Origin of the sequence: Nocardioides sambongensis (genome assembly GCF_006494815.1) — a bacterium.
In the GTDB taxonomy this organism is placed as follows: Bacteria; Actinomycetota; Actinomycetes; order Propionibacteriales; family Nocardioidaceae; genus Nocardioides; species Nocardioides sambongensis.
On the sequence record NZ_CP041091.1, the window covers coordinates 1,984,568 to 2,003,354 of the forward strand.

General features: G+C 70.8%; 19 protein-coding genes. 10 read left to right on the forward strand and 9 right to left on the reverse strand.

What is annotated here, in order from left to right:
- Nucleotides 1-237: 237 nt before the first annotated feature.
- The 3 genes from ccrA to FIV43_RS09280 are packed head-to-tail and all read left to right on the forward strand — an operon-like array spanning nucleotide 238 to nucleotide 4,219.
- Nucleotides 238-1,785, forward strand: coding sequence for a crotonyl-CoA carboxylase/reductase (gene ccrA / locus FIV43_RS09270; protein ID WP_231123877.1), 1,548 nt, complete (start codon nucleotides 238-240; stop codon nucleotides 1,783-1,785).
- Entirely contained in the window at nucleotides 1,782-3,026 is a 1,245-nt protein-coding gene (locus FIV43_RS09275) for a coiled-coil domain-containing protein (RefSeq protein WP_141013895.1), read from the forward strand. The genes ccrA and FIV43_RS09275 overlap by 4 nt, the downstream gene beginning before the upstream one ends.
- On the forward strand, nucleotides 3,023-4,219 hold the full coding sequence (locus FIV43_RS09280) for an AI-2E family transporter (protein WP_231123878.1): 1,197 nt from the start codon (nucleotides 3,023-3,025) through the stop codon (nucleotides 4,217-4,219). The genes FIV43_RS09275 and FIV43_RS09280 overlap by 4 nt, the downstream gene beginning before the upstream one ends.
- Nucleotides 4,220-4,241: 22 nt before the next feature.
- Here FIV43_RS09280 and FIV43_RS09285 read toward each other — a convergent pair whose 3' ends face one another.
- Nucleotides 4,242-5,210 (reverse strand): EamA family transporter, encoded by a 969-nt coding sequence (locus tag FIV43_RS09285; RefSeq protein ID WP_141013896.1) that lies wholly within the window; start codon nucleotides 5,208-5,210, stop codon nucleotides 4,242-4,244.
- Between the two features lie 38 nt (nucleotides 5,211-5,248).
- On the opposite strand from FIV43_RS09285, the gene FIV43_RS09290 reads away from it, so the two are divergent.
- Nucleotides 5,249-5,788: a CGNR zinc finger domain-containing protein gene (locus FIV43_RS09290; protein ID WP_141013897.1), complete on the forward strand. Its 540-nt coding sequence runs from the start codon at nucleotides 5,249-5,251 to the stop codon at nucleotides 5,786-5,788.
- 21 nt (nucleotides 5,789-5,809) lie between these two features.
- Here FIV43_RS09290 and FIV43_RS09295 read toward each other — a convergent pair whose 3' ends face one another.
- Both FIV43_RS09295 and FIV43_RS09300 read right to left on the reverse strand, forming a co-directional pair.
- Nucleotides 5,810-7,144, reverse strand: coding sequence for an HNH endonuclease signature motif containing protein (locus FIV43_RS09295; RefSeq protein ID WP_181407737.1), 1,335 nt, complete (start codon nucleotides 7,142-7,144; stop codon nucleotides 5,810-5,812).
- A gap of 52 nt (nucleotides 7,145-7,196) precedes the next feature.
- The gene (locus FIV43_RS09300; protein ID WP_231123879.1) at nucleotides 7,197-7,982 is read right to left on the reverse strand and encodes an alpha/beta fold hydrolase; all 786 of its coding nucleotides are present in this window, start codon (nucleotides 7,980-7,982) and stop codon (nucleotides 7,197-7,199) included.
- Nucleotides 7,983-8,089: 107 nt separating this feature from the next.
- On the opposite strand from FIV43_RS09300, the gene FIV43_RS09305 reads away from it, so the two are divergent.
- A complete protein-coding gene (locus FIV43_RS09305; RefSeq protein ID WP_181407738.1) occupies nucleotides 8,090-8,608 on the forward strand; it encodes a DUF4189 domain-containing protein in 519 nt (172 codons plus the stop codon).
- A 75-nt stretch (nucleotides 8,609-8,683) separates the two neighbouring features.
- Here FIV43_RS09305 and FIV43_RS09310 read toward each other — a convergent pair whose 3' ends face one another.
- Nucleotides 8,684-9,847, reverse strand: a complete 1,164-nt coding sequence (locus tag FIV43_RS09310; protein WP_141013901.1) for a 3-hydroxyacyl-CoA dehydrogenase family protein — start codon at nucleotides 9,845-9,847, stop codon at nucleotides 8,684-8,686.
- A gap of 107 nt (nucleotides 9,848-9,954) precedes the next feature.
- On the opposite strand from FIV43_RS09310, the gene nucS reads away from it, so the two are divergent.
- Together nucS and FIV43_RS21420 are read left to right on the forward strand one after the other, a co-directional pair.
- Nucleotides 9,955-10,644 carry an endonuclease NucS gene (nucS, locus tag FIV43_RS09315; protein WP_141013902.1) on the forward strand — a complete coding sequence of 230 codons (690 nt, stop codon included), beginning with the start codon at nucleotides 9,955-9,957 and terminating at the stop codon, nucleotides 10,642-10,644.
- A gap of 19 nt (nucleotides 10,645-10,663) precedes the next feature.
- The gene (locus FIV43_RS21420; protein WP_196781023.1) at nucleotides 10,664-11,281 is read left to right on the forward strand and encodes a DUF952 domain-containing protein; all 618 of its coding nucleotides are present in this window, start codon (nucleotides 10,664-10,666) and stop codon (nucleotides 11,279-11,281) included.
- 11 nt (nucleotides 11,282-11,292) lie between these two features.
- Here the strand turns inward: FIV43_RS21420 and FIV43_RS09325 are convergent, their stop codons facing one another.
- The 5 genes from FIV43_RS09325 to FIV43_RS09340 all read right to left on the reverse strand — a co-directional run bounded on the left by FIV43_RS09325 (nucleotide 11,293) and on the right by FIV43_RS09340 (nucleotide 14,651).
- Nucleotides 11,293-11,817, reverse strand: a complete 525-nt coding sequence (locus tag FIV43_RS09325) for a ferritin (protein ID WP_141013903.1) — start codon at nucleotides 11,815-11,817, stop codon at nucleotides 11,293-11,295.
- Nucleotides 11,818-11,889: 72 nt separating this feature from the next.
- Nucleotides 11,890-12,093: a hypothetical protein gene (locus tag FIV43_RS09330; protein ID WP_141013904.1), complete on the reverse strand. Its 204-nt coding sequence runs from the start codon at nucleotides 12,091-12,093 to the stop codon at nucleotides 11,890-11,892.
- Nucleotides 12,094-12,163: 70 nt separating this feature from the next.
- Nucleotides 12,164-12,640 carry a cobalamin B12-binding domain-containing protein gene (locus FIV43_RS22250; RefSeq protein ID WP_231123880.1) on the reverse strand — a complete coding sequence of 159 codons (477 nt, stop codon included), beginning with the start codon at nucleotides 12,638-12,640 and terminating at the stop codon, nucleotides 12,164-12,166.
- Entirely contained in the window at nucleotides 12,616-14,199 is a 1,584-nt protein-coding gene (locus FIV43_RS09335; RefSeq protein WP_231123881.1) for a methylmalonyl-CoA mutase family protein, read from the reverse strand. Before FIV43_RS09335 ends, FIV43_RS22250 begins: the two co-directional genes overlap by 25 nt.
- A 98-nt stretch (nucleotides 14,200-14,297) precedes the next feature.
- The gene (locus tag FIV43_RS09340) at nucleotides 14,298-14,651 is read right to left on the reverse strand and encodes an STAS domain-containing protein (RefSeq protein WP_231123882.1); all 354 of its coding nucleotides are present in this window, start codon (nucleotides 14,649-14,651) and stop codon (nucleotides 14,298-14,300) included.
- A 223-nt stretch (nucleotides 14,652-14,874) separates the two neighbouring features.
- Between FIV43_RS09340 and FIV43_RS09345 the strand changes: the two genes are divergently transcribed.
- From FIV43_RS09345 to FIV43_RS23500, 3 genes are all read left to right on the forward strand, one after another.
- Nucleotides 14,875-15,456, forward strand: a complete 582-nt coding sequence (locus FIV43_RS09345; protein WP_141013905.1) for a cob(I)yrinic acid a,c-diamide adenosyltransferase — start codon at nucleotides 14,875-14,877, stop codon at nucleotides 15,454-15,456.
- Between the two features lie 119 nt (nucleotides 15,457-15,575).
- The gene (locus FIV43_RS22255) at nucleotides 15,576-16,280 is read left to right on the forward strand and encodes an SWIM zinc finger family protein (RefSeq protein WP_231123883.1); all 705 of its coding nucleotides are present in this window, start codon (nucleotides 15,576-15,578) and stop codon (nucleotides 16,278-16,280) included.
- A complete protein-coding gene (locus tag FIV43_RS23500) occupies nucleotides 16,172-18,769 on the forward strand; it encodes a DEAD/DEAH box helicase (protein ID WP_331251071.1) in 2,598 nt (865 codons plus the stop codon). The genes FIV43_RS22255 and FIV43_RS23500 overlap by 109 nt, the downstream gene beginning before the upstream one ends.
- Nucleotides 18,770-18,787: the final 18 nt, after the last annotated feature.

An 18,787-nucleotide genomic window follows, 5' to 3' on the forward strand; every position in this document is an offset into this window, starting at 1 on the left:
CCCCGGGGCGCGGCGGCTCGGTCGTCGGCTCGGTCGTCGGTGCGGTCTGCGGCCGTCCCGCCCAACGGATCGCGGCCCGGATGCGAGGTCACCGTCCTATCGTGACGCATGACGTTCCGCGCTCGGCAGTGAGACACCCGTCACGAACCCGGACGGCAGAGGTTACTGGCAGGTATCTTCCTCGGCGGCCGCACTGCGCCAGACCGACGACCACCTCTTCACTAGGAGACGACGCTCGTGCAGCACATCCTCGACGCCATCACCGCTGACGGAACCTCCGCTGAGGACTTCGCCAACCTCGACCTCCCGGAGTCCTACCGCGCGGTGACCGTGCACAAGGACGAGGTCGACATGTTCGAGGGCGTAGCGTCCCGCGACAAGGACCCCCGCAAGTCCCTGCACGTCGACCAGGTCGCCCTGCCCGACCTCGGCCCCGGCGAGGCCTTCGTCGCGGTGATGGCCTCCGCGATCAACTACAACACCGTGTGGACCTCGATCTTCGAGCCGGTCTCCACCTTCGGCTTCCTGGAGCGCTACGGCCGCGAGTCCGACCTCGGCGCGCGGCACAACCTGCCGTACCACATCGTCGGGTCCGACCTCTCCGGCGTGGTGCTGGCCACCGGCCCCGGCGTGACCAAGTGGAAGCCCGGCGACCGGGTGGTCGCACACTGCCTCTCCGTCGAGCTCGAGGCCCCCGACGGCCACAACGACACGATGATGGATCCCTCCCAGCGGATCTGGGGCTTCGAGACCAACTTCGGCGGGCTCGCCGACGTCGCGATGGTCAAGGCCAATCAGCTGATGCCCAAGCCGGAGCACCTCACCTGGGAGGAGGCAGCCTCCCCCGGCCTGGTCAACTGCACCGCCTACCGCCAGCTGGTCTCGGCCAACGGCGGCAACATGAAGCAGGGCGACAACGTGCTCATCTGGGGTGCCTCCGGCGGCCTCGGCGGCTTCGCCACCCAGTACGCCCTCAACGGCGGCGCCAACCCGATCTGCGTGGTCTCCAACGAGGAGAAGGCCCAGATCGTGCGCAACATGGGCGCCGAGATGGTGATCAACCGCTCCGAGCTCGCCCCGAAGTTCTGGAACGAGGAGGGCACCCAGCAGAACCCCAAGGAGTGGCAGCGCTTCGGCAAGGCGATCCGCGAACTCACCGGCGGCGAGGACATCGACATCGTCTTCGAACACCCCGGCCGCGAGACCTTCGGCGCCAGCGTCTACGTCACCCGCAAGGGCGGCACCATCACCACCTGCGCGTCGACGTCGGGCTACATGCACGAGTACGACAACCGCTACCTGTGGATGAACCTCAAGAAGATCATCTCCAGCCACTTCGCCAACTACCGCGAGTCCTGGGAGGCCAACCGCCTCATCGCGCAGGGCAAGATCCACCCCACGCTCTCCCGCACCTACACGCTGGAGGACACCGGGCAGGCCGCGCTCGACGTGCACCACAACAAGCACCAGGGCAAGGTCGGCGTGCTCTGCCTCTCCCCGAGGAGGGCCTCGGGGTCCGCGACCACGAGCTCCGCGAGAAGCACCTGGACAAGATCAACCTGTTCCGCGGGATCTGAGTCCCGGCACCCTGAGTCCCGGCACCTGAACCCCGGCGCTCAGCCGCCACCCGGACCCCGGTCGTCCCCGACGACCGGGGTCCGTCACGTTCTGACGACGACACGCGCCGAAACCCTGGCACCGGGGTGGGATCCGGTTGCCCGATCGGGGATCATGGGCCCTGTCCCCGCATTTCTTCTCAACACCGCACGGAGCCTCTCTCGATGAGCGACCAAGGCCTGTCCATCTTCGACGAACCGACCGACGGCGACGACGCCGCGAAGTCGTCGGCGAGCAAGAAGACCGCCGACGATTCACAGCCGACGCAGGTCATGCCGGCGGTGCCGGCCGAGAAGAAGCAGTCGGCCGCGCCGGCCCCGGCCACACCGGCCACCCAGTCCACTCCGGCACCGTCGGCCGCGCCGGCGACGGCACGTCCCTCCTCGACCCCGAGCGGCACCGGAGGGACGGTGCCCGTCAGCAGCCTTCCGGTGGTCCGTCGCGGCGGCTACGACCGTGCCGCGGTCGACGCCCAGATCCGTCAGCTCGCCAGCGAGAAGGCCGGTCTCGGCGCCAGCCTCGCCGAGTCCGAGAAGCAGGTCGCCGCCCTGAACGCCGCCCTGGAGCGTGCCAAGCAGGAGATCGACGAGAACGCGAACCCGTCGTACGCGGGTCTGGGCGGTCGGGCCTCGGCGATGCTCCGCCTGGCCGAGGAGGAGGCGTCCGAGATCCGCTCGGGGGCCGAGGCCGACGCGCTGGACATCCGTGAGCAGGCCACCCGCGACGCCAAGTCGATCCGGGCCGAGGCCGAGCGCGAGGCCGACGACATGCGCTCGGTGCAGCTGCGCGAGCTCGACGAGAACAGGGCTCGGCTGCTGGCCGACGCCGAGCAGGAGCGCGCGCTGGCGAAGGGCGAGGCCGAGGACACCCTCGCCGCGGCCAAGCGCGAGGCGGACCAGCTGCGGCTGGCGGCTCAGCAGGAGGCCAACGAGCTCCGCTCCGGCGCGCTGCGCGAGGCCGAGCAGGCCCGCGCGGCGGTGGACCGCGAGGTCCAGGAGGCCCGTCGCTCGCTCGCCGTGGAGAAGGAGCGGCTCGCCCGCGAGGCGACCGACCACCACAACACCGCCGTCGCGGAGACCAAGCGGCTGGTCGAGGAGGCCGAGCAGCGCGCCGTCGCGGCCGAGGAGCGCGCGTCGGAGGCGACCAAGCAGGCAGCGAGCAACCGTGCCGCCGCCCAGTCGGAGTCCGACGCCCTGCTCGCCCGTGCCCGGCGCGAGGCCGAGCAGATCGTCGCCTCCGCACGGGCACAGGCCGAGTCGGTGACCGCCAGCGGGGATGCCGAGGTCCAGCGCGAGATCACCCAGGCCCGCGCCGAGCTCGACCGTCTGACCAAGCGTCGCGACTCGATCACGGCCCAGCTCTCCTCCCTCGCCGAGCTCATCTCCGGCTTCGGCGGCGACGAGAGTTGAGCAGCGGCCAGCACGGGGTCCCCACCGGCGACGGGGCCGGCGATCCCGCCGCGACCGAGCACGACCTGACCCCGGACTCCGTGCTGGCCCACGGCGGGGTGGATCCCGCCGCCCCCGTCGGCGAGACCTCGACCGCCACTCCCTACGGCGCCCCCGGACGACCGTTCAACCGGCGCTCGCCGTTCTTCATCGGCTTCGGTGGCGCGACCGGAGCGCTGCTCGCCTTCTTCCTCTTCCAGGCACTGGTCGGCATCGGGTCGGTGCTGATGCTGGTGGTGGTGTCGTTCTTCCTGGCCGCCGGCCTGAACCCGGCCGTGGAGTTCCTGGAGCGACGCGGGCTGCGGCGCTCCTGGGCCTGCGGCGCGGTGATCGCGGCGGCCATCGTGCTGGTCGGCCTCTTCGTGGTCGCGATCGTGCCGGTCATCACCGACCAGGTCGCGGCGCTGACCAAGAACGTGCCGATCTGGCTGGACCAGCTCGAGGAGAACAAGCGGGTCCAGGACCTGAACAGCGAGTACGAGCTGATCGACAAGGCGAAGGACTTCGTCACCGACGGCGACTTCATCTCCACCCTGTTCGGCGGGGCGCTCGGGTTCGGCATGAAGATCGTCTCGGCGGTCTTCAACGGCTTCATCATCGTGGTCCTGACGCTCTACTTCCTCGCCTCGCTGAAGACCACCACCGGCGCCCTCTACCAGCTGGCGCCCGCGTCGCGGCGCGAGCGGGTCTCCCGCCTCGGCGACAAGGTCATCCACAACATCGGCGGCTACGTCTCCGGCGCCTTCCTGGTGGCGTTGTGCGCCGGCTTCTCCTCGCTGCTCTTCCTGTGGTTCACCGAGGTGCGCGAGTACGCCGTCGCGCTGGCGTTCGTGGTCGCCCTGCTCGACGTGATCCCGATGATCGGGGCCACCATCGGCGCCGTCGTGGTGAGCGCGATCGCACTGGCCACCGACCTGAAGAGCGGCATCGCCTGCATCATCTTCTACATCGTCTACCAGCAGTTCGAGAACTACGTGATCTACCCGCGGGTGATGAGCAAGTCCGTCGACCTGCCCGGGGCGGTGATCGTGATCGCGGCGCTGATCGGCGCCGCCCTGCTCGGGGTGGTCGGCGCCCTTCTCGCGATCCCGGTCGCTGCGGCGATCCTGCTGATCCTGCGCGAGGTCGTGGTGCGGCAGCAGGACGTCCGCTGAGGGAGCACCCTCGCCTGGACGCTCAGACCGTGACGGGTTCGGCGGTGTCGACCACGGACCGCTCCCCGATCTTGACCCCGATCACTCCCGCGAGGATCAGCACACCGCCGACCAGCTGACCCCAGCCGGGCAGCTCGGACAGCAGCAGCCAGGCCCAGCCGACGGCGAAGACGACCTCGCCCAGCGCGACGAACGAGGCCACTCGCGATCCGAGCACCCGGGCGGCCCCGATGCCGGTCACGTAGGAGACGGCGGCGGTCAGGATGCCGAGCGCCAGCAGCGGCACCCACCAGGTGAGCTCGAGGTCGCCGTACTCGACCGCGGCGGTGGTGGCGTGCATCGGCAGCACGCCGAGCAGGGCGAGGAGACCGAGCATGCCCCCACCGACCAGCAGGCCGCCGGCGGCCAGGCTCATCGGCGGCAGGCCGGAGCGGTCGTCGGCCGAGATCAGGAAGTACGTCGCCGCGCCGACCATCGCACCGAGGGCCCAGGCGACCCCGAGCGGGTCCACGCCCACGCCCGAGAACACCTCGAGCACCAGCAGCAGACCGAGCGCGGCCACGGCCGCGCCGGCCAGCGTGGTGGGTCCGGGGCGCTGCCCGTGGCGCAGCCACAGCCAGAGGACGACGGCCACCGGCGCGGTGTACTCGATCATCAGGGCCGGCCCGACCTTCATGTACTGCACGGCGGAGAAGTAGCAGAACTGCGCCCCCGCGACGGCCAGCACCCCGTAGAGCGTGACGCGGGTCAGGTTGCTCCGCAGCAGGTGCCACCGACCGCGCAGCGCCGCGATCCCGAACGGGAGGACCACGGCGGCCCCGATCAGGATCCGGATCAGTACGACGGCGCCGGGCGTCCAACCGGCGTCGAGCAGCGGACGCGCGAGTGCCCCCGACATGCCGAAGGTCGCCGCGGACACCAGGGCCAGGGTCAGTCCTCGGGTGGTGGTCGCCGCGCGCACCTCCGCCGTGTCATGAGTCATCGTCGCCATGGGTCATGACGATACGGGCGAGCGTGTAACCTGTCAAAGTGGTTTTCGCTCATGACACCGCCACCGCCCTGCAGGCGGCCGCCTATCTGGTCAACAGTGCCGATCCACCGGACACCCTGAGCACCGTCGCCGACCTCGCGACCTTCATGGCGGAGTTCGAGTACACCGGTCGCCACGACGGGGACGCTGCCGAGCTGGAGGAGGTCCGTGCCGCCCGCGCACCGATGCGCGACCTCCTGGTCGCCGACCGGGACGGCGCCGTCGAGATCGTGAACCGGATGCTCGCCGAGCACAGCGCGCTCCCCCAACTGGTCCGCCACGACGCCTTCGACTGGCACCTGCACGCGGTCGCGGACGACCGACCGCTGGCCGAGCGGATCATCGTGGAGACCGCGATGGCGATGATCGACGTGATCCGCGCCGATGAGCTCAGCCGGCTCGACGTGTGCGCCGACGAGGAGTGCGAGGGGGTCGTCGTCGACCTGTCCCGCAACCGCTCCCGCCGGTTCTGCTCGACCGCCTGCGGCAATCGGAACGCGGTCGCTGCCTACCGGGCCCGCCAGGCGGGCGAGGACTGAGCGCCTCGATTCACCGTGGGTTCAGCATCGTCGTCGGCGGTGCAGGACCCATTCGCTCGCGGAGTGACGGATGAGGTCGAAGCGGCCGTCGTGGACGGCGCGGTGGTGGGCCCAGCACAACGGGACCGCGTTGGCCAGGTCAGTGGCCCCGCCCGCGGACCAGGCGTGGGTGTGATGGATCTCGGTCCACGCGAACGGCCGATCACACGACGCGATCGCACACGAGTCATGGACCAGACCGAGGGCTTGGCGCTGCTTCTCGGTGTGCAACCGCCGGGTCCGACCCAGGTCCAGCGGCACACTCGCCCCACCCAGCACCGCGGGCACGATCCCCGCCTCACACGCCAACCGCCGCACCTCACCCGCGTCCAGATCCGCACCCGTCGTGCTCGTCCCGACCCCGGCGGCGTTCAGGCCGCTGCGGAGGCTGTCCAGGTCGATGGTCGCCATCAACGTGAACACCGAACGCGGCAACCGATCCGTGGGCAGATGCTCCAGAAGTTCGCAGAACGCCCGCCCGAGCTTGTCGCACCACCCCAACCCCGACGTCTCGGTCCCCGCCGAGGCATCCACCAACGGCGTCCCGGTGCCATCGCGGCCGAAGCGCCGCGGAGCCGACAACGTCTCCAACACCGTGCGCAGCACCTGCCCGTGCAGCTCCGGCACACAGAACCGTCCCGCACAGGTGCCATCGCCGTTGTCGTGCAGGGTGAACCACGTCTTCGTGACACCACGCTGGTGGTTGCGACGCACACTGCGGCGTAGGTGCATCGCCGCGATGTCGGCATCCAGCCGGCCATAGACCCGCCGCACCGCACGCCGCAAACCCGTCGGCGGCATCGGCACACCCGTCCGGGTCGCTGCACCGGTGGCCTTGGCGATCATCAACTCCTCCGCCTGCACCCGCAGCGTCTCGGGAACGTCGTCGGCGGAGACCTCCAGACCCTCCACGATCACCCGCGCCTGCTCGAGCCGGATCTCGCCGGCCCCCAATGCCCGCGCGGTCGCTCGGTAGCGCTCACGCAGCAGACGCGCCAGCCGTAGCCCGCCCCGCAACTGCTCACGCCGCTCCCCTGTCAACCGTGACAACCACGCATCCGCACCCGTGTCCCCCGCATCCGCGGCGACCCGGCGCTGCTCGGCCTCGGCGGCCAACGCCAACTCGACGGCCTGCAACTGTGACCGCAACCGCGCCACGGTCGTCACCGCGTCCGTCAATCCGCGCTCATCGAGCACCTCGACCGGCAGGTCGGCCACCTCGCCCACCGCCTCACCCGCACGCTCCAACACCACGGCCGCGCGCGACCCCGGCGAAGGCAACGGAAGCACTGTGGCGTCGAGGGTTGCGGTGGACACGCCCCGAAGTCCACCAGGACCGTCCGACACAAACCCGGTAGCGACCCCGGCGTCAGCCGTTGGTGAAGCGGCGCACCGCTTCGGTGAAGATCTCCGGCTGCTCGGAGTGCACCCAGTGCCCGGCCTGCTTGATCACCAGCTTGCGGTGGCGAGGGAACCACCGCTCCATGGCCGGCTCGTACTCCGCCGTGACATAGCTCGAACGCCCGCCGGCCACCCACAGCACCGGCCCCTGGTACGGCGCCACCCCGTCCAGCGCGTCCTCGGGCCAGTCGGCGATCAGCGGCATGTCGCGCTCGAGCAGGGCGAGGTTCGCCTGCCAGCGCCACCCGGACGGGCCGGAGTCCCGGCGCAGGTTCTGGAGCAGGAAGGACCGCACGGTCGGGTCGTCCACCTCGGCCCGGAGCAGCCGATCGGCGTCCTCGCGGCCGGACACGGCGGAGAGGTCGAGGTGGTCCAGCGCGCGTGCGTAGCGCGCCAGACCGCCGGGGGTCTCGCGGTAGCGCACCGGCGACATGTCGGCGACCACCAGGCGTCGTACCAGGTCGGGGTGGCGCAGCGCGAGCAGCATGGCGACCTTGCCGCCCATCGAGTGGCCGACGACGGTCGCCGGATCGCTGGCGTCGATCAGCGCGGCGACGGCGTCGGCCACGGTGAGGTAGTCGAACCGCTCCGTCCACGGTGACCGTCCGTGGTCGGGGAGGTCGACCATGGTGATCCGGTGCTCGTCGGCGAGCGCCTTGCCGATCGTCATCCAGTTGCGCCCCTGGCCGAAGAGGCCGTGCAGGAAGAGGATCCGGCTGCCGCGCTGGCCGACGTCCAGGGTGTTGAGGCTCACCGCCCCAGTGTCCCAAGCCTCGACACCGGATCCGCCATCGGTCGGCTTGTTTCGCATCGACCTCAGCGGGAACACACCTGAGCAGTCATCCATCACCAGAACCACTCGTGGAGTACACCCATGCACCGCTTCTCTCCCCCGTGCGCCTGACCGGACTCGCGGCCGTCGCGAGCGTCCTGCTCGCGGCGCTGCTGGTCGCGGCTCCGAGCGCCAACGCCGAGCCGGCGACGCCGTCATCCGTCCGGGGCGCGGAGGCCCAGACCCCGGAGCGCGCCAACGCCCGGCTCGGCTGCCGCGTGCCCCGCTGCTACGGCGCGATCTCGGTGAACCCGAGGACCGGCGACGCCGTCTGGGGCTACAACTACGGCACCAAGAAGCGCGCCGTCGCCGCCGTCCAGACCAAGTGCAAGAAGCGCAACCCGGATGCCCGGGGCGCCTGCACGAGGGCTGTGTGGGTGAGGAACGGATGCGCGGCCGTTGCGTGGCGCGGCCGCAACGGGGTGCTCCAGGAGTGGGCTGGGCGGGCCGCCTTCACCAAGTCGAAGGCGATCCGGAAGGCACGCAACGCGGTGCGCGGGCCCGGCAGGGTCAAGGTGTGGACCTGGGTCTGCACCTCACGGCGCTGACCCACCGCCTCATCGGCGATGACAGAGGCCCGGACCGTCGAACGGTCCGGGCCTCTGTCGTCGGCGTGCGCCGGATCAGTAGCTGTGGAACCCCTGCTTGGTCTTGCGTCCCAGGTGACCGGCGGCGACCTTCGCCTCCAGCGTCCTCGCCGGCGCCAGACCGTCCTCCTCGAACTCGCCGTGCAGCTCCTTCTGGATCGCCAGGGACACGTCGTTGCCGACCACGTCGAGCAGCTCGAACGGTCCCATCGGGAAGCCGGCGCTCTCCTTGATCGCGGCGTCGATGACGGCCAGCTCGATACCCGACTCGTGGAGCAGCACCGCGTCGTTGAGGTAGGGGAAGAGCAGGCAGTTGACGATGAAGCCGGCACGGTCGCCGCAGGAGACGGCCACCTTGCCGACCTTCGCGCACAGCGCCTTCACGGTCTCGTCGACGTCGGCAGCGGTGGCCGGGGTGGTGACCACCTCGACCAGCTTCATCACCGGTGCCGGGTTGAAGAAGTGCATCCCGATCACGTCGGCGGGCCGGTCGGTGGCCGCACCGAGCTGGGTGATCGACAGCGAGGAGGTCGTGGTGGCGAGGATCGCGCCCGGCTTGCAGATGCCGTCGAGGTCACCGAAGAGCTCGAGCTTGACGTCGAGGTCCTCGGCGATCGCCTCCACCACGATGTCCGCCTCGGCGAGTGCCGCGCGGGAGGTGGCGCCGCTCAGTCGGCCGAGCACGGCCGTCTTGTCGTCCTCGGTCGACTTCCCCTTGGCGATCGCGCGGTCGAGGTTCTTGGTGATGTAGCCGACGACGCCGTCGAGCTTCTCCTGGCTGCGGCCGACGTAGACGACGTCGTAGCCGGCCTGCGCGAAGACCTGGGCGATGCCCGAGGCCATGGTGCCGGTGCCGACCACACCGACGGTGGCGATGTCGCGCTTCAGCTCCGGCGCCGCGGCACCGGAGTCCGCGCAGAGTCCCGCGAACGTGCCGCCCTCGGCAGCCAGCTTCTCCAGCAGCTCGGCCGGCTGGTGCAGGCGGTCGCCGGTCTCGGCGTACCGGGCAGCGAGGCGGTCGCGGACCGAACCCGCACCCAGCTCGTCGATCACGGCCAGCGGTCCCTGGGCGTAGCCGCAGCCGAAGCGCATGCCGGCGTCGATGTCGGTCACCGAGGCGTAGTCCACCTCGTACATCCGCACCGCGTGGTTGAGGTACGGCAGCACGAGGGTGTCGAAGATCTGCTCGCTCGAAGTCATGGCAGGGAGTGTGACACCCCGCGGGCACCCTGACTACCCGTCGGTAACAATGTGGGACGCACCTCACGTGGCAGCCCCCTGGGGTAGGGCCGGTAGCCTGCCGCACTGTGAGGATCGTCGTCGCACGCTGCCAGGTCGACTACGCCGGACGGCTCAGCGCGCACCTGCCGATGGCGACCAGGGTGCTGATGCTGAAGTCGGACGGCTCCGTGCTGGTGCACTCCGACGGTGGCTCCTACAAGCCGCTCAACTGGATGTCGCCGCCGTGCACCGTGCGTGAGGGCACCACCGAGGACGGCACGGTCGAGTGGACCGTCACCGCCAAGGCCACCAAGAACCAGGCGCCCGACACCCTGCGCATCCTGATCGAGGAGATCCAGCACGACTCCTCCCACGAGCTCGGCATCGACCCCGGCCTGCAGAAGGACGGCGTCGAGAAGCACCTCCAGGAGCTGCTCGCCGAGCATCCCGGCACCCTGCTGCCCGGTCTGAGCCTGGTACGACGCGAGTACCCCACCGCGATCGGACCGGTCGACCTGATGTGCCGTGATGCCGACGGCGTCAGCGTGGCCGTGGAGATCAAGCGGCGCGGTGAGATCGACGGGGTCGAGCAGCTGACCCGCTACCTGGAGCTGCTCAACCGGGACCCGCTGCTGGCACCGGTGCGCGGCATCTTCGCCGCCCAGGAGATCAAGCCGCAGGCCCGGGTCCTCGCCGGCGATCGCGGCATCAGCTGCGCCGTCGTCGACTACGACGCCCTGCGAGGCATTGACGACCCCACCGACCGGCTCTTCTGATCGGCCGGCGGAGCGCGCGATGAGCACCGTCTTCCACCTGGCGCTCTCCTCGGACTGGGCAGCGGCGCAGGCAGCCGGTGTCTACACGGTCTCCACCCGAGGACGCAGCCTGGCCGAGGAGGGATTCATCCACGCCAGCCGCGCCGACCAGTGGACGGGTGTGCGCGACGCGTTCTACGCCGACGTCACCGAGCCGCTGGTCCTGCTCCAGATCGACACCGACCTCCTCGACGTACCTGTCGTCGAGGAGGAGGCGGAGCCGGGGTCGGGCGTCACCTTCCCGCACCTCTACGGTCCGCTCCGCGTGGACGCCGTGGTGCGGGTGCTCGACCTGCCGGGACCGCTGGCACCGGAGCCGCCGGACGCCACCGGGTCGACAGCGACGCCGGCACCGAGACCGGCGGCGGCGAGATCGGCCGACGGCAGCACCGAGCGGAGCTTCACCGCGACGTACTTCTCGGAGATGTTCCGCAACGCGGCCCTCATCCTGCTGGTCCTCGCCTGCGGCTTCGGCGCCATCGCCCTCGGTGTCGCCCTCGGTGGCGACGCCACCCCGGGGATCGCCGGTCTGCTGGGCACCGCGGGGGGCGTCGTCGTGGCCACCTGGCTCTACCGCCGGCGCGGACGCACCGGCTGAGCCGAGCCGGATCAGTCGCCGGCGGCCGGCGGTGCGGTCGGGTCGGCGTCGGCGCCGCCCTCCTCCCGGGCGACCCAGTCCTCGATGTCGTTGAGGTCGTCCTGGCTGCGGGTCACCACGGCGAGCAGGTCGCTCATCGAGGCGACCTCCTCGACCTGCTCCTTGATGAACCACTGCATGAACTGCTCCGAGGCGTAGTCGTTCTCCTCACGAGCGATGCGCAGCAGGCCGTTGATCTGCTCGGTGACGGTCTTCTCCTGGTCCAGTGCGAGCTGGACGGGCGCCACGACGTCGGCGAACTCGGCGACCGGCGCCTCGACGCCGGGGATCTTCACCGGAGCGTCGGTGTCGAGGAGATACTGCACCATCATCATCGCGTGCTGGCGCTCCTCGAGCGCCTGCGAGTAGAAGAGGGCCGCCATCTGCGGCATCGTCAGGGCGTCGTAGTAGACGGCGCACGCCAGGTACTGGTGGTGCGCCGCGAACTCGTTGCCGATCTGGACGTTGAGCTGGTCGGTGAATCGAGTGGCAGCCATGCGGTCAGCCTAGGGCGATCGTCGGGCCGTCGCCTCTCAGGCAAGGCTCCGCTTCGCCGTGGAGTCGTCCGGTCAGGCGGCCTTGGCCAGCTTCTTCTTGGTGACCTTCTTGCCGTCCACGCGGACCAGCTCACGCTTCTTCACGGTGTAGCCCTCGGGAAGGGTGCCTTCCTTGAGCATGCGCAGGGGGCAGCGATCACAGCGCTTCTTCGACACGCAGCACTTGGTCTTGGGCAGGCGCTTGACGTTCGCCTTCGCCTGCTTCTTCTTGCCCACGACACCAGCGTAAACGGTGAGGCTAGGCAGACCTAACCGATGTGGCCTGCGTCTCACGGCGTGGGCGGGTTCACCCCAGCCCGTTGGCCCGGCGGATCACGTCGACGATGCCTCCCATGATCTCGGTCAACCCGAAGTCCTTGGGGGTGTAGACGGCAGCGACCCCGGAGTCGACCAGGCGCCGGCCGTCGGACTCGGGAATGATCCCACCAACGATCACCGGCACGTCGTTCATGCCTTCGGCCCGCAGGCCCTCGAGCACGGCCGGCACCAGCTCCATGTGGGACCCGGACAGGATCGACAGGCCGACGCAGTGCACGTCCTCGGCCACCGCGGCCGCGACGATCTGCTCGGGGGTGAGCCGGATGCCCTGGTAGATGACCTCGAAGCCGGCGTCCCGCGCGCGTACGGCGATCTGCTCGGCGCCGTTGGAGTGCCCGTCCAGCCCCGGCTTGCCGATCAGCAGGCGGAGCCGGCCGCCCAGCTCCTCGCCGGTCGTCCTGACCCGCTCCCGCACGGCGCTCAGCTCGGCGCCGGCCTCGGCCACTCCCACCGCTCCGCCGACACCGGTCGGGGCGCGGAACTCACCGAAGACCTCGCGCAGCGTGCCGGCCCACTCCCCGTGGTGGCCCCGGCGCGGGCCGCGGCCAACGTCGCCTCCATCAGGTTCGCTCCGCTCTTGGCATCCTCGGCGACCCGGGCCAGCGCGGCCTCGACCTCACCCGCGTCGCGCTGCTCCTTCCAGGCGGCCACGGAGGCGAGCGCGGCCCGCTCGGCCTCGGGGTCGGCGACCATGATCGCCCCGTCGAGGTCGGCGGTGAGCGGGCTCTGCTCGGTGGTCTCGAACCTGTTGACGCCGACGATCGCCTCGTCGCCCGCCTCGATCCGAGCCCGGCGCGCGGCGTGCGAGGAGACCAGCTCCTGCTTCATGTAGCCCGAGTCGACCGCGGCGATCGCACCGCCCATCGCCTGGACCCGGTCGATCTCGGCCTTGGCGCCGGCCACCAGCTCGGCCACCTTCGCCTCGATCACGTGCGAGCCGTCGAAGATGTCGTCGTACTCGAGGAGGTCGGACTCGAAGGCGAGCACCTGCTGCAGGCGCAGGGACCACTGCTGGTCCCAGGGCCGCGGCAGGCCGAGCGCCTCGTTCCAGGCGGGCAGCTGCACCGCGCGGGCGCGGGCGTTCTTCGACAGCGTCACACCGAGCATCTCCAGCACGATCCGCTGGACGTTGTTCTCCGGCTGCGCCTCGGTCAGGCCGAGGCTGTTGACCTGGACGCCGTAGCGGAAACGGCGCATCTTGGGGTCCTGGACGCCATAGCGCTCCCGGGTGATCTCGTCCCACAGTTCCACGAAGGCGCGCATCTTGCACGTCTCCTCGATGAAGCGGACGCCGGCGTTGACGAAGAAGGAGATCCGGCCGACGACCTTCTCGAAGTCCTCGTCGCTGACCTGGCCGGCGTTCTTCACGGTGTCGAGCACCGCGATCGCGGTGCACAGCGCGTAGGCCAGCTCCTGCGTCGGCGTCGCACCCGCCTCCTGCAGGTGATAGCTGCAGATGTTGATCGGGTTCCACTTCGGGATGTTGTTGACCGTGTAGGCGATCATGTCCGCGGTCAGTCGCAGCGAGTGCTCCGGCCCGAAGACGTAGGTACCCCGCGAGAGGTACTCCTTGATGATGTCGTTCTGGGTGGTGCCGGCGAGCTGACCGGCGACCTGCTCGGGCGTGGAGTCGGGGTTCTGCTCCTCGGCGACCACCTGGTACATGGCGAGCAGCCACATCGCCGGTGCGTTGATCGTCATCGACGTGTTCATGTCGGTGAGCGGGATCTGGTCGAAGAGCTTGCGCATCTCCCCCAGGTGCGGCACCGGTACGCCGACCTTCCCCACCTCGCCGCGCGACAGCGGGCTGTCCGGGTCGTAGCCGGTCTGCGTGGGCAGGTCGAACGCCACGGACAGGCCGGTCTGCCCCTTGGCGAGGTTGTTGCGGTAGAGGGCGTTCGACGCCTCCGCCGTGGAGTGCCCCGCGTAGGTCCGCATCACCCACGGACGATCCTTGGGGTGGTTGACCGGACCCTCGGCGGCAGACGCAGGAGTGGTGCTCATGTGCGAAGCGTAGGACGGATCGATACCCGGCGGTAACAGAGTCCGTTGTGGGATCCGCAACGTCCGGTGCTGCGCCCCGCCCCTCGGTCCGGCGTGGATCAGACGGCGATCGGCTCGCGCTCCACCTCGATCACCCGGATCAGGTGGGTGAGGTGGAGCATCCGCAGCACTTGCCCGGTGGCGCCGCGGACCACGATGTGCTGCCCCTCGACCGAGGCCCGGCGACAGGCAGCGCCGAGCACCTTCAACGCCGTCAGGTCGACCGAAGGCACGGCGTGGAGGTCGACCACGATGTCGCCGTCCCAGCAGAAGAGGTGGTCGTAGATCGCATTGCGCACGCTCGCGGTGGAACGGACGTCGAAGTCGCCGCTGAGCAGCAGGGTGGGACCGTCGGAGGTGATCTGCACGGTGCTCACATCGCCGGTCACATCGCCGGTCACATCGCTGGTCACAACCGCACTCCCTTCCGCTGGCACTCGTCCCTGGCGTCGTCGTCGGCGAGGGTGGCCTCGCTCACACCTACACTGACGCGCCGAAGCCGCCGAAGGTTGCACCGCGCACGAGAAAACTTCGCGTGTCCTCCAGGTTCCGTGTCCACCTCTTGGCGTCGAGCGAAGCGCGGCCGTCGACCTCCAGCGGCGCACCCGCTGCGTCCCACGTCCTAAGGTGTGCGCCATGGTGAACCTGACCCGGATCTACACACGGACCGGAGACGCCGGCGAGACCCGCCTCGGCGACATGAGCGTCACGACGAAGACCGATCTGCGTCTGGCCGCGTACGCCGAGGTGGACGAGGCGAACGCCCACATCGGGGTGGCGCTGGCGACCGGCGGTCTCGACGACGACGTGGTCACCGTCCTCACCCGGGTGCAGAACGACCTCTTCGACGTCGGCGCCGACCTGTGCACGCCGGTCGTGGCCGACCCCGAGTACCCCCCGCTGCGGATCGAGCAGCAGTACGTCGACCGCCTCGAGGGCTGGTGCGACGAGTACAACGAGCACCTGCCGAAGCTGCGCTCCTTCATCCTCAACGGCGGGACGGTGGCGGCGGCCCACCTGCACGTGGCCCGCACCGTGGTGCGGCGCGCCGAGCGCGCCGGGTGGGCGGCGCACGCCGAGCACGCCGCGACCATGAACACGCTGGCGATCACCTACCTGAACCGGCTCTCCGACCTGGTCTTCATCCTGGCGCGCCACGCGAACCGCGAGCGCGGCGACGTGCTGTGGGTGCCGGGCGGCGAGCGCTCCACGGACTGAGCCTGGAGGCTGAGCCCGGCCCGGTCACCACGCACCACTCGGCCCGACACCGCCGGCGCGGACGTCGGTCCGGTCTCGGTGCGGGCCACCGGTTGACTCCGTGCCACGATGAGCCAGCGATGAACATCCTGGCGGGACTGACCGACGACTTCCTCTCCGAGCACTTCGCGCCGGAGACGCTGGAGCGCGCAGCCGGGTACGTCGGCAGCGTGACCGACGTGGAGCTGAACTCCCTCAGCCAGGGGTCGGTGACCGCCACCGCCACCGTGCCGGGGACCCGCCCGGAGCCCTACCAGGTGCAGATGCACGCCGAGATCGGCGCCCCGGGCGGCAGCGGCTGGCTGTTCACCGTCTGCACCTGCCCGGTGCGCTCGCTGTGCAAGCACGGCGCCGCGCTCGCGCTGCACCTCCGTCGCGGCTTCGTCGGCGCGCGGGCGGAGACCGCCGGCTGGCGCCAGAGCCTGGGGCGGCTGGTCGAGGAGCTCCGGTCGAGCAGCGGCGCGCACAGCCAGGTGCCGCTGGCGCTGGAGTTCAGCCTGGACCGTCGCCGTAGCAGCAACCGGCCGGGCTCCCGCTCCGTGCGGGTCCGTCCGCTGCGCCCCGGCAACCGCCAGCCCTGGGTCCGTGGCGGCGCCGAGTGGGCGGATCTCGCCCACACCACCGCGGCTGGTGCCCATCCCCCGCCCAGTCCGCCGCGATGGGCGCGCTCCAGGCGATGCTGCACGTGCACCGGGTCGGCAACTACAGCACGCAACAGCCCTCCCTGGAGGAGTTCGGCCCGGCCGCCCTCCGCCTGCTCCGCGACGCGGAGGAGTCGGGCGTGACCCTCCTCACGGTGCCTCCGCTGCGCGCGGTCGCTCTGCGCCGGGACCCGGTCGAGCTGGTCGTCGACGTGACGGCGGCCGAGCGTGGCCGGGCCCACCAGGTGCTGGTCGCCATCGACGACGGCGAGCGGACCTGGCACGGGGACGAGGTGCTGCCGATCGGCCACCCGGCCCGCAGCGTCGGGCTCCTCGACGACGGGGTGCTCACGCTGGCCGAGACACTGACCCCGCTGCCGCCGGCCGCCCGTCACCTGCTGGAGGGAGCGGCACTGACCGTGCCGGAGGCCGAGCTCGACCAGCTCACCGACCAGCTGCCGGGGCTGGTGCGCCTGCTCCCGGTCCGCTCCCCCGATGCCTCGCTCACCGTCCCCGCGCCGCTGCGCCCGGTCCTCGAGCTCGCCGTGACCTGGCACGCCGCCACCCGGGCCGAGCTCGACTGGCACTGGAGCTATGGGACGGGGTCCTCCGAGCGCCGCTGCCGCCTGCACAGCACCGACGACCTCGGCGGGCTCCGCGACGCCGGCGCCGAGGCCGAGGTCCGGGAGAGCGTGCCGTCGCGGCTGCTGAGCACCGACGAGCTGCTCGACGGCGACGCGCTGGCGCTCGGCCTGCACGACCTGCCGCACCTGCGCACGCTCCCCGAGGTCCGGGTCGTCGAGGATCAGCGTCCCGATTTCCGCGAGGCCACCGGTGATCCGCGGATCAGCTTCGACCTGGTCGCGCCGACCCAGGACGGCGACCCCGCGGACGGCCCCACCGACTGGCTCGACCTGGCGGTGGCGGTCACCGTGGAGGGTGAGCCGGTGCCGCTCCCCGACGTGCTGGCCGCACTCACCCGCGACGAGGACCACCTGGTGCTGCCGAGCGGCCTCTACATCACCACCGACCGGCCCGAGTTCGACCGGCTCCGCGAGGTGGTCACCGCGGCGGGCGAGCTGCGGGAGCGCGACGGCGACCGGATCGGCGTGGGCCGTCACGACCTGGGGCTGTGGGCGCAGCTGGCCGAGGCGGGCGTGGTCGACGCCGAAGCCTCCGAGTGGGTCCGGCGTGCCCGGGCGCTGCGGGACCTCACCGAGATCCCCGAACCCGAGCCGACCGGCCTGAGCACCCCGCTGCGCGGCTACCAGAAGCAGGGCTTCTGGTGGCTGGCCTTCCTCTGGCAGCACGGGCTGGGCGGGGTGCTGGCCGACGACATGGGGCTCGGCAAGACGCTGCAGGTACTGGCGCTGATCACCCACGCGCGCGCCGAGCGGCCGCAGGACGCCCCGTTCCTGGTGGTCGCCCCGACCAGCGTCGTCACCGCCTGGGCCACCGAGGCCCGCCGGCACGCGCCCGGCCTGCGGGTCGGGGTGGCTGGTCGTCGTACCGACGACGTGGGGGCGTTGGCCCGCGACAACGACATCGTGGTGACCACCTACACACTGCTGCGCCTGGCACGCGAGGCGTACGCCGGCGAGGAGTGGTCCGGGCTCGTCCTCGACGAGGCGCAGCACGTGAAGAACCACCAGTCCAAGACGTACACCGCGGTCCGCTCCGTCGCCGCGCCGTTCCGCCTCGCGGTGACCGGGACGCCCTTCGAGAACCGACTGATGGAGCTGTGGGCGCTGCTGTCGATCAGCGTCCCCGGCCTCTACCCCCGACCGCGCGACTTCCAGCAACTGGTCGTGCGTCCGGTCGAGCGCGACCACGACGCCCAGGTGCTCGCGCGCTTCCGGCGGCGGATCCGGCCGTTCCTGCTGCGTCGCACCAAGGAGCTGGTGGCCAAGGACCTGCCGCCGAAGCAGGAGCAGGTGTTGGACGTGGCGCTCTCCGACAAGCACCGCCGGATCTACGACACCCACCTCGCCAAGGAGAGGCAGCGTCTGCTCGGCCTGCTCGACGACTTCGACCGCAACCGGGTCGCCATCTTCTCCGCGCTGACCACGCTGCGGCTGCTCGCGCTGGACCCGGCGCTCGTCGACCCGGAGCACGAGCGGGTCGGGTCGGCCAAGACGGAGGTCCTGCTCGAGCACCTCACCGAGCTCACCGAGGAGGGCCACCGGGCGCTGGTCTTCAGCCAGTTCACCTCGTTCCTGGGCCGGGTCCGCGAGGGTCTGGCGGACGTCGGCATCCCCACCGCCTACCTGGACGGCAGCACCCGGGACCGGGCGCGGGCGATCGAGGAGTTCCGCGAGGGCGACAAACCGGTCTTCCTGATCTCCCTGAAGGCGGGCGGCGTCGGCCTGACGCTCACCGAGGCCGACTACGTATTCGTGCTGGACCCGTGGTGGAACCCGGCGGCGGAGGCGCAGGCGGTGGACCGTGCCCACCGGATCGGGCAGACCGAGCGGGTCCACGTCTACCGGATGGTCGCCACCGACACGATCGAGGAGAAGGTGATGGAGCTCAAGGCGCACAAGGCCGAGCTCTTCGCCCAGGTCATCGACGGCGACGACGCGATGAGCGGCAGCATCGGCGCGGACGACATCCGCAGCCTTTTCGACGACTGATCGACGCCGGCTCCGGGA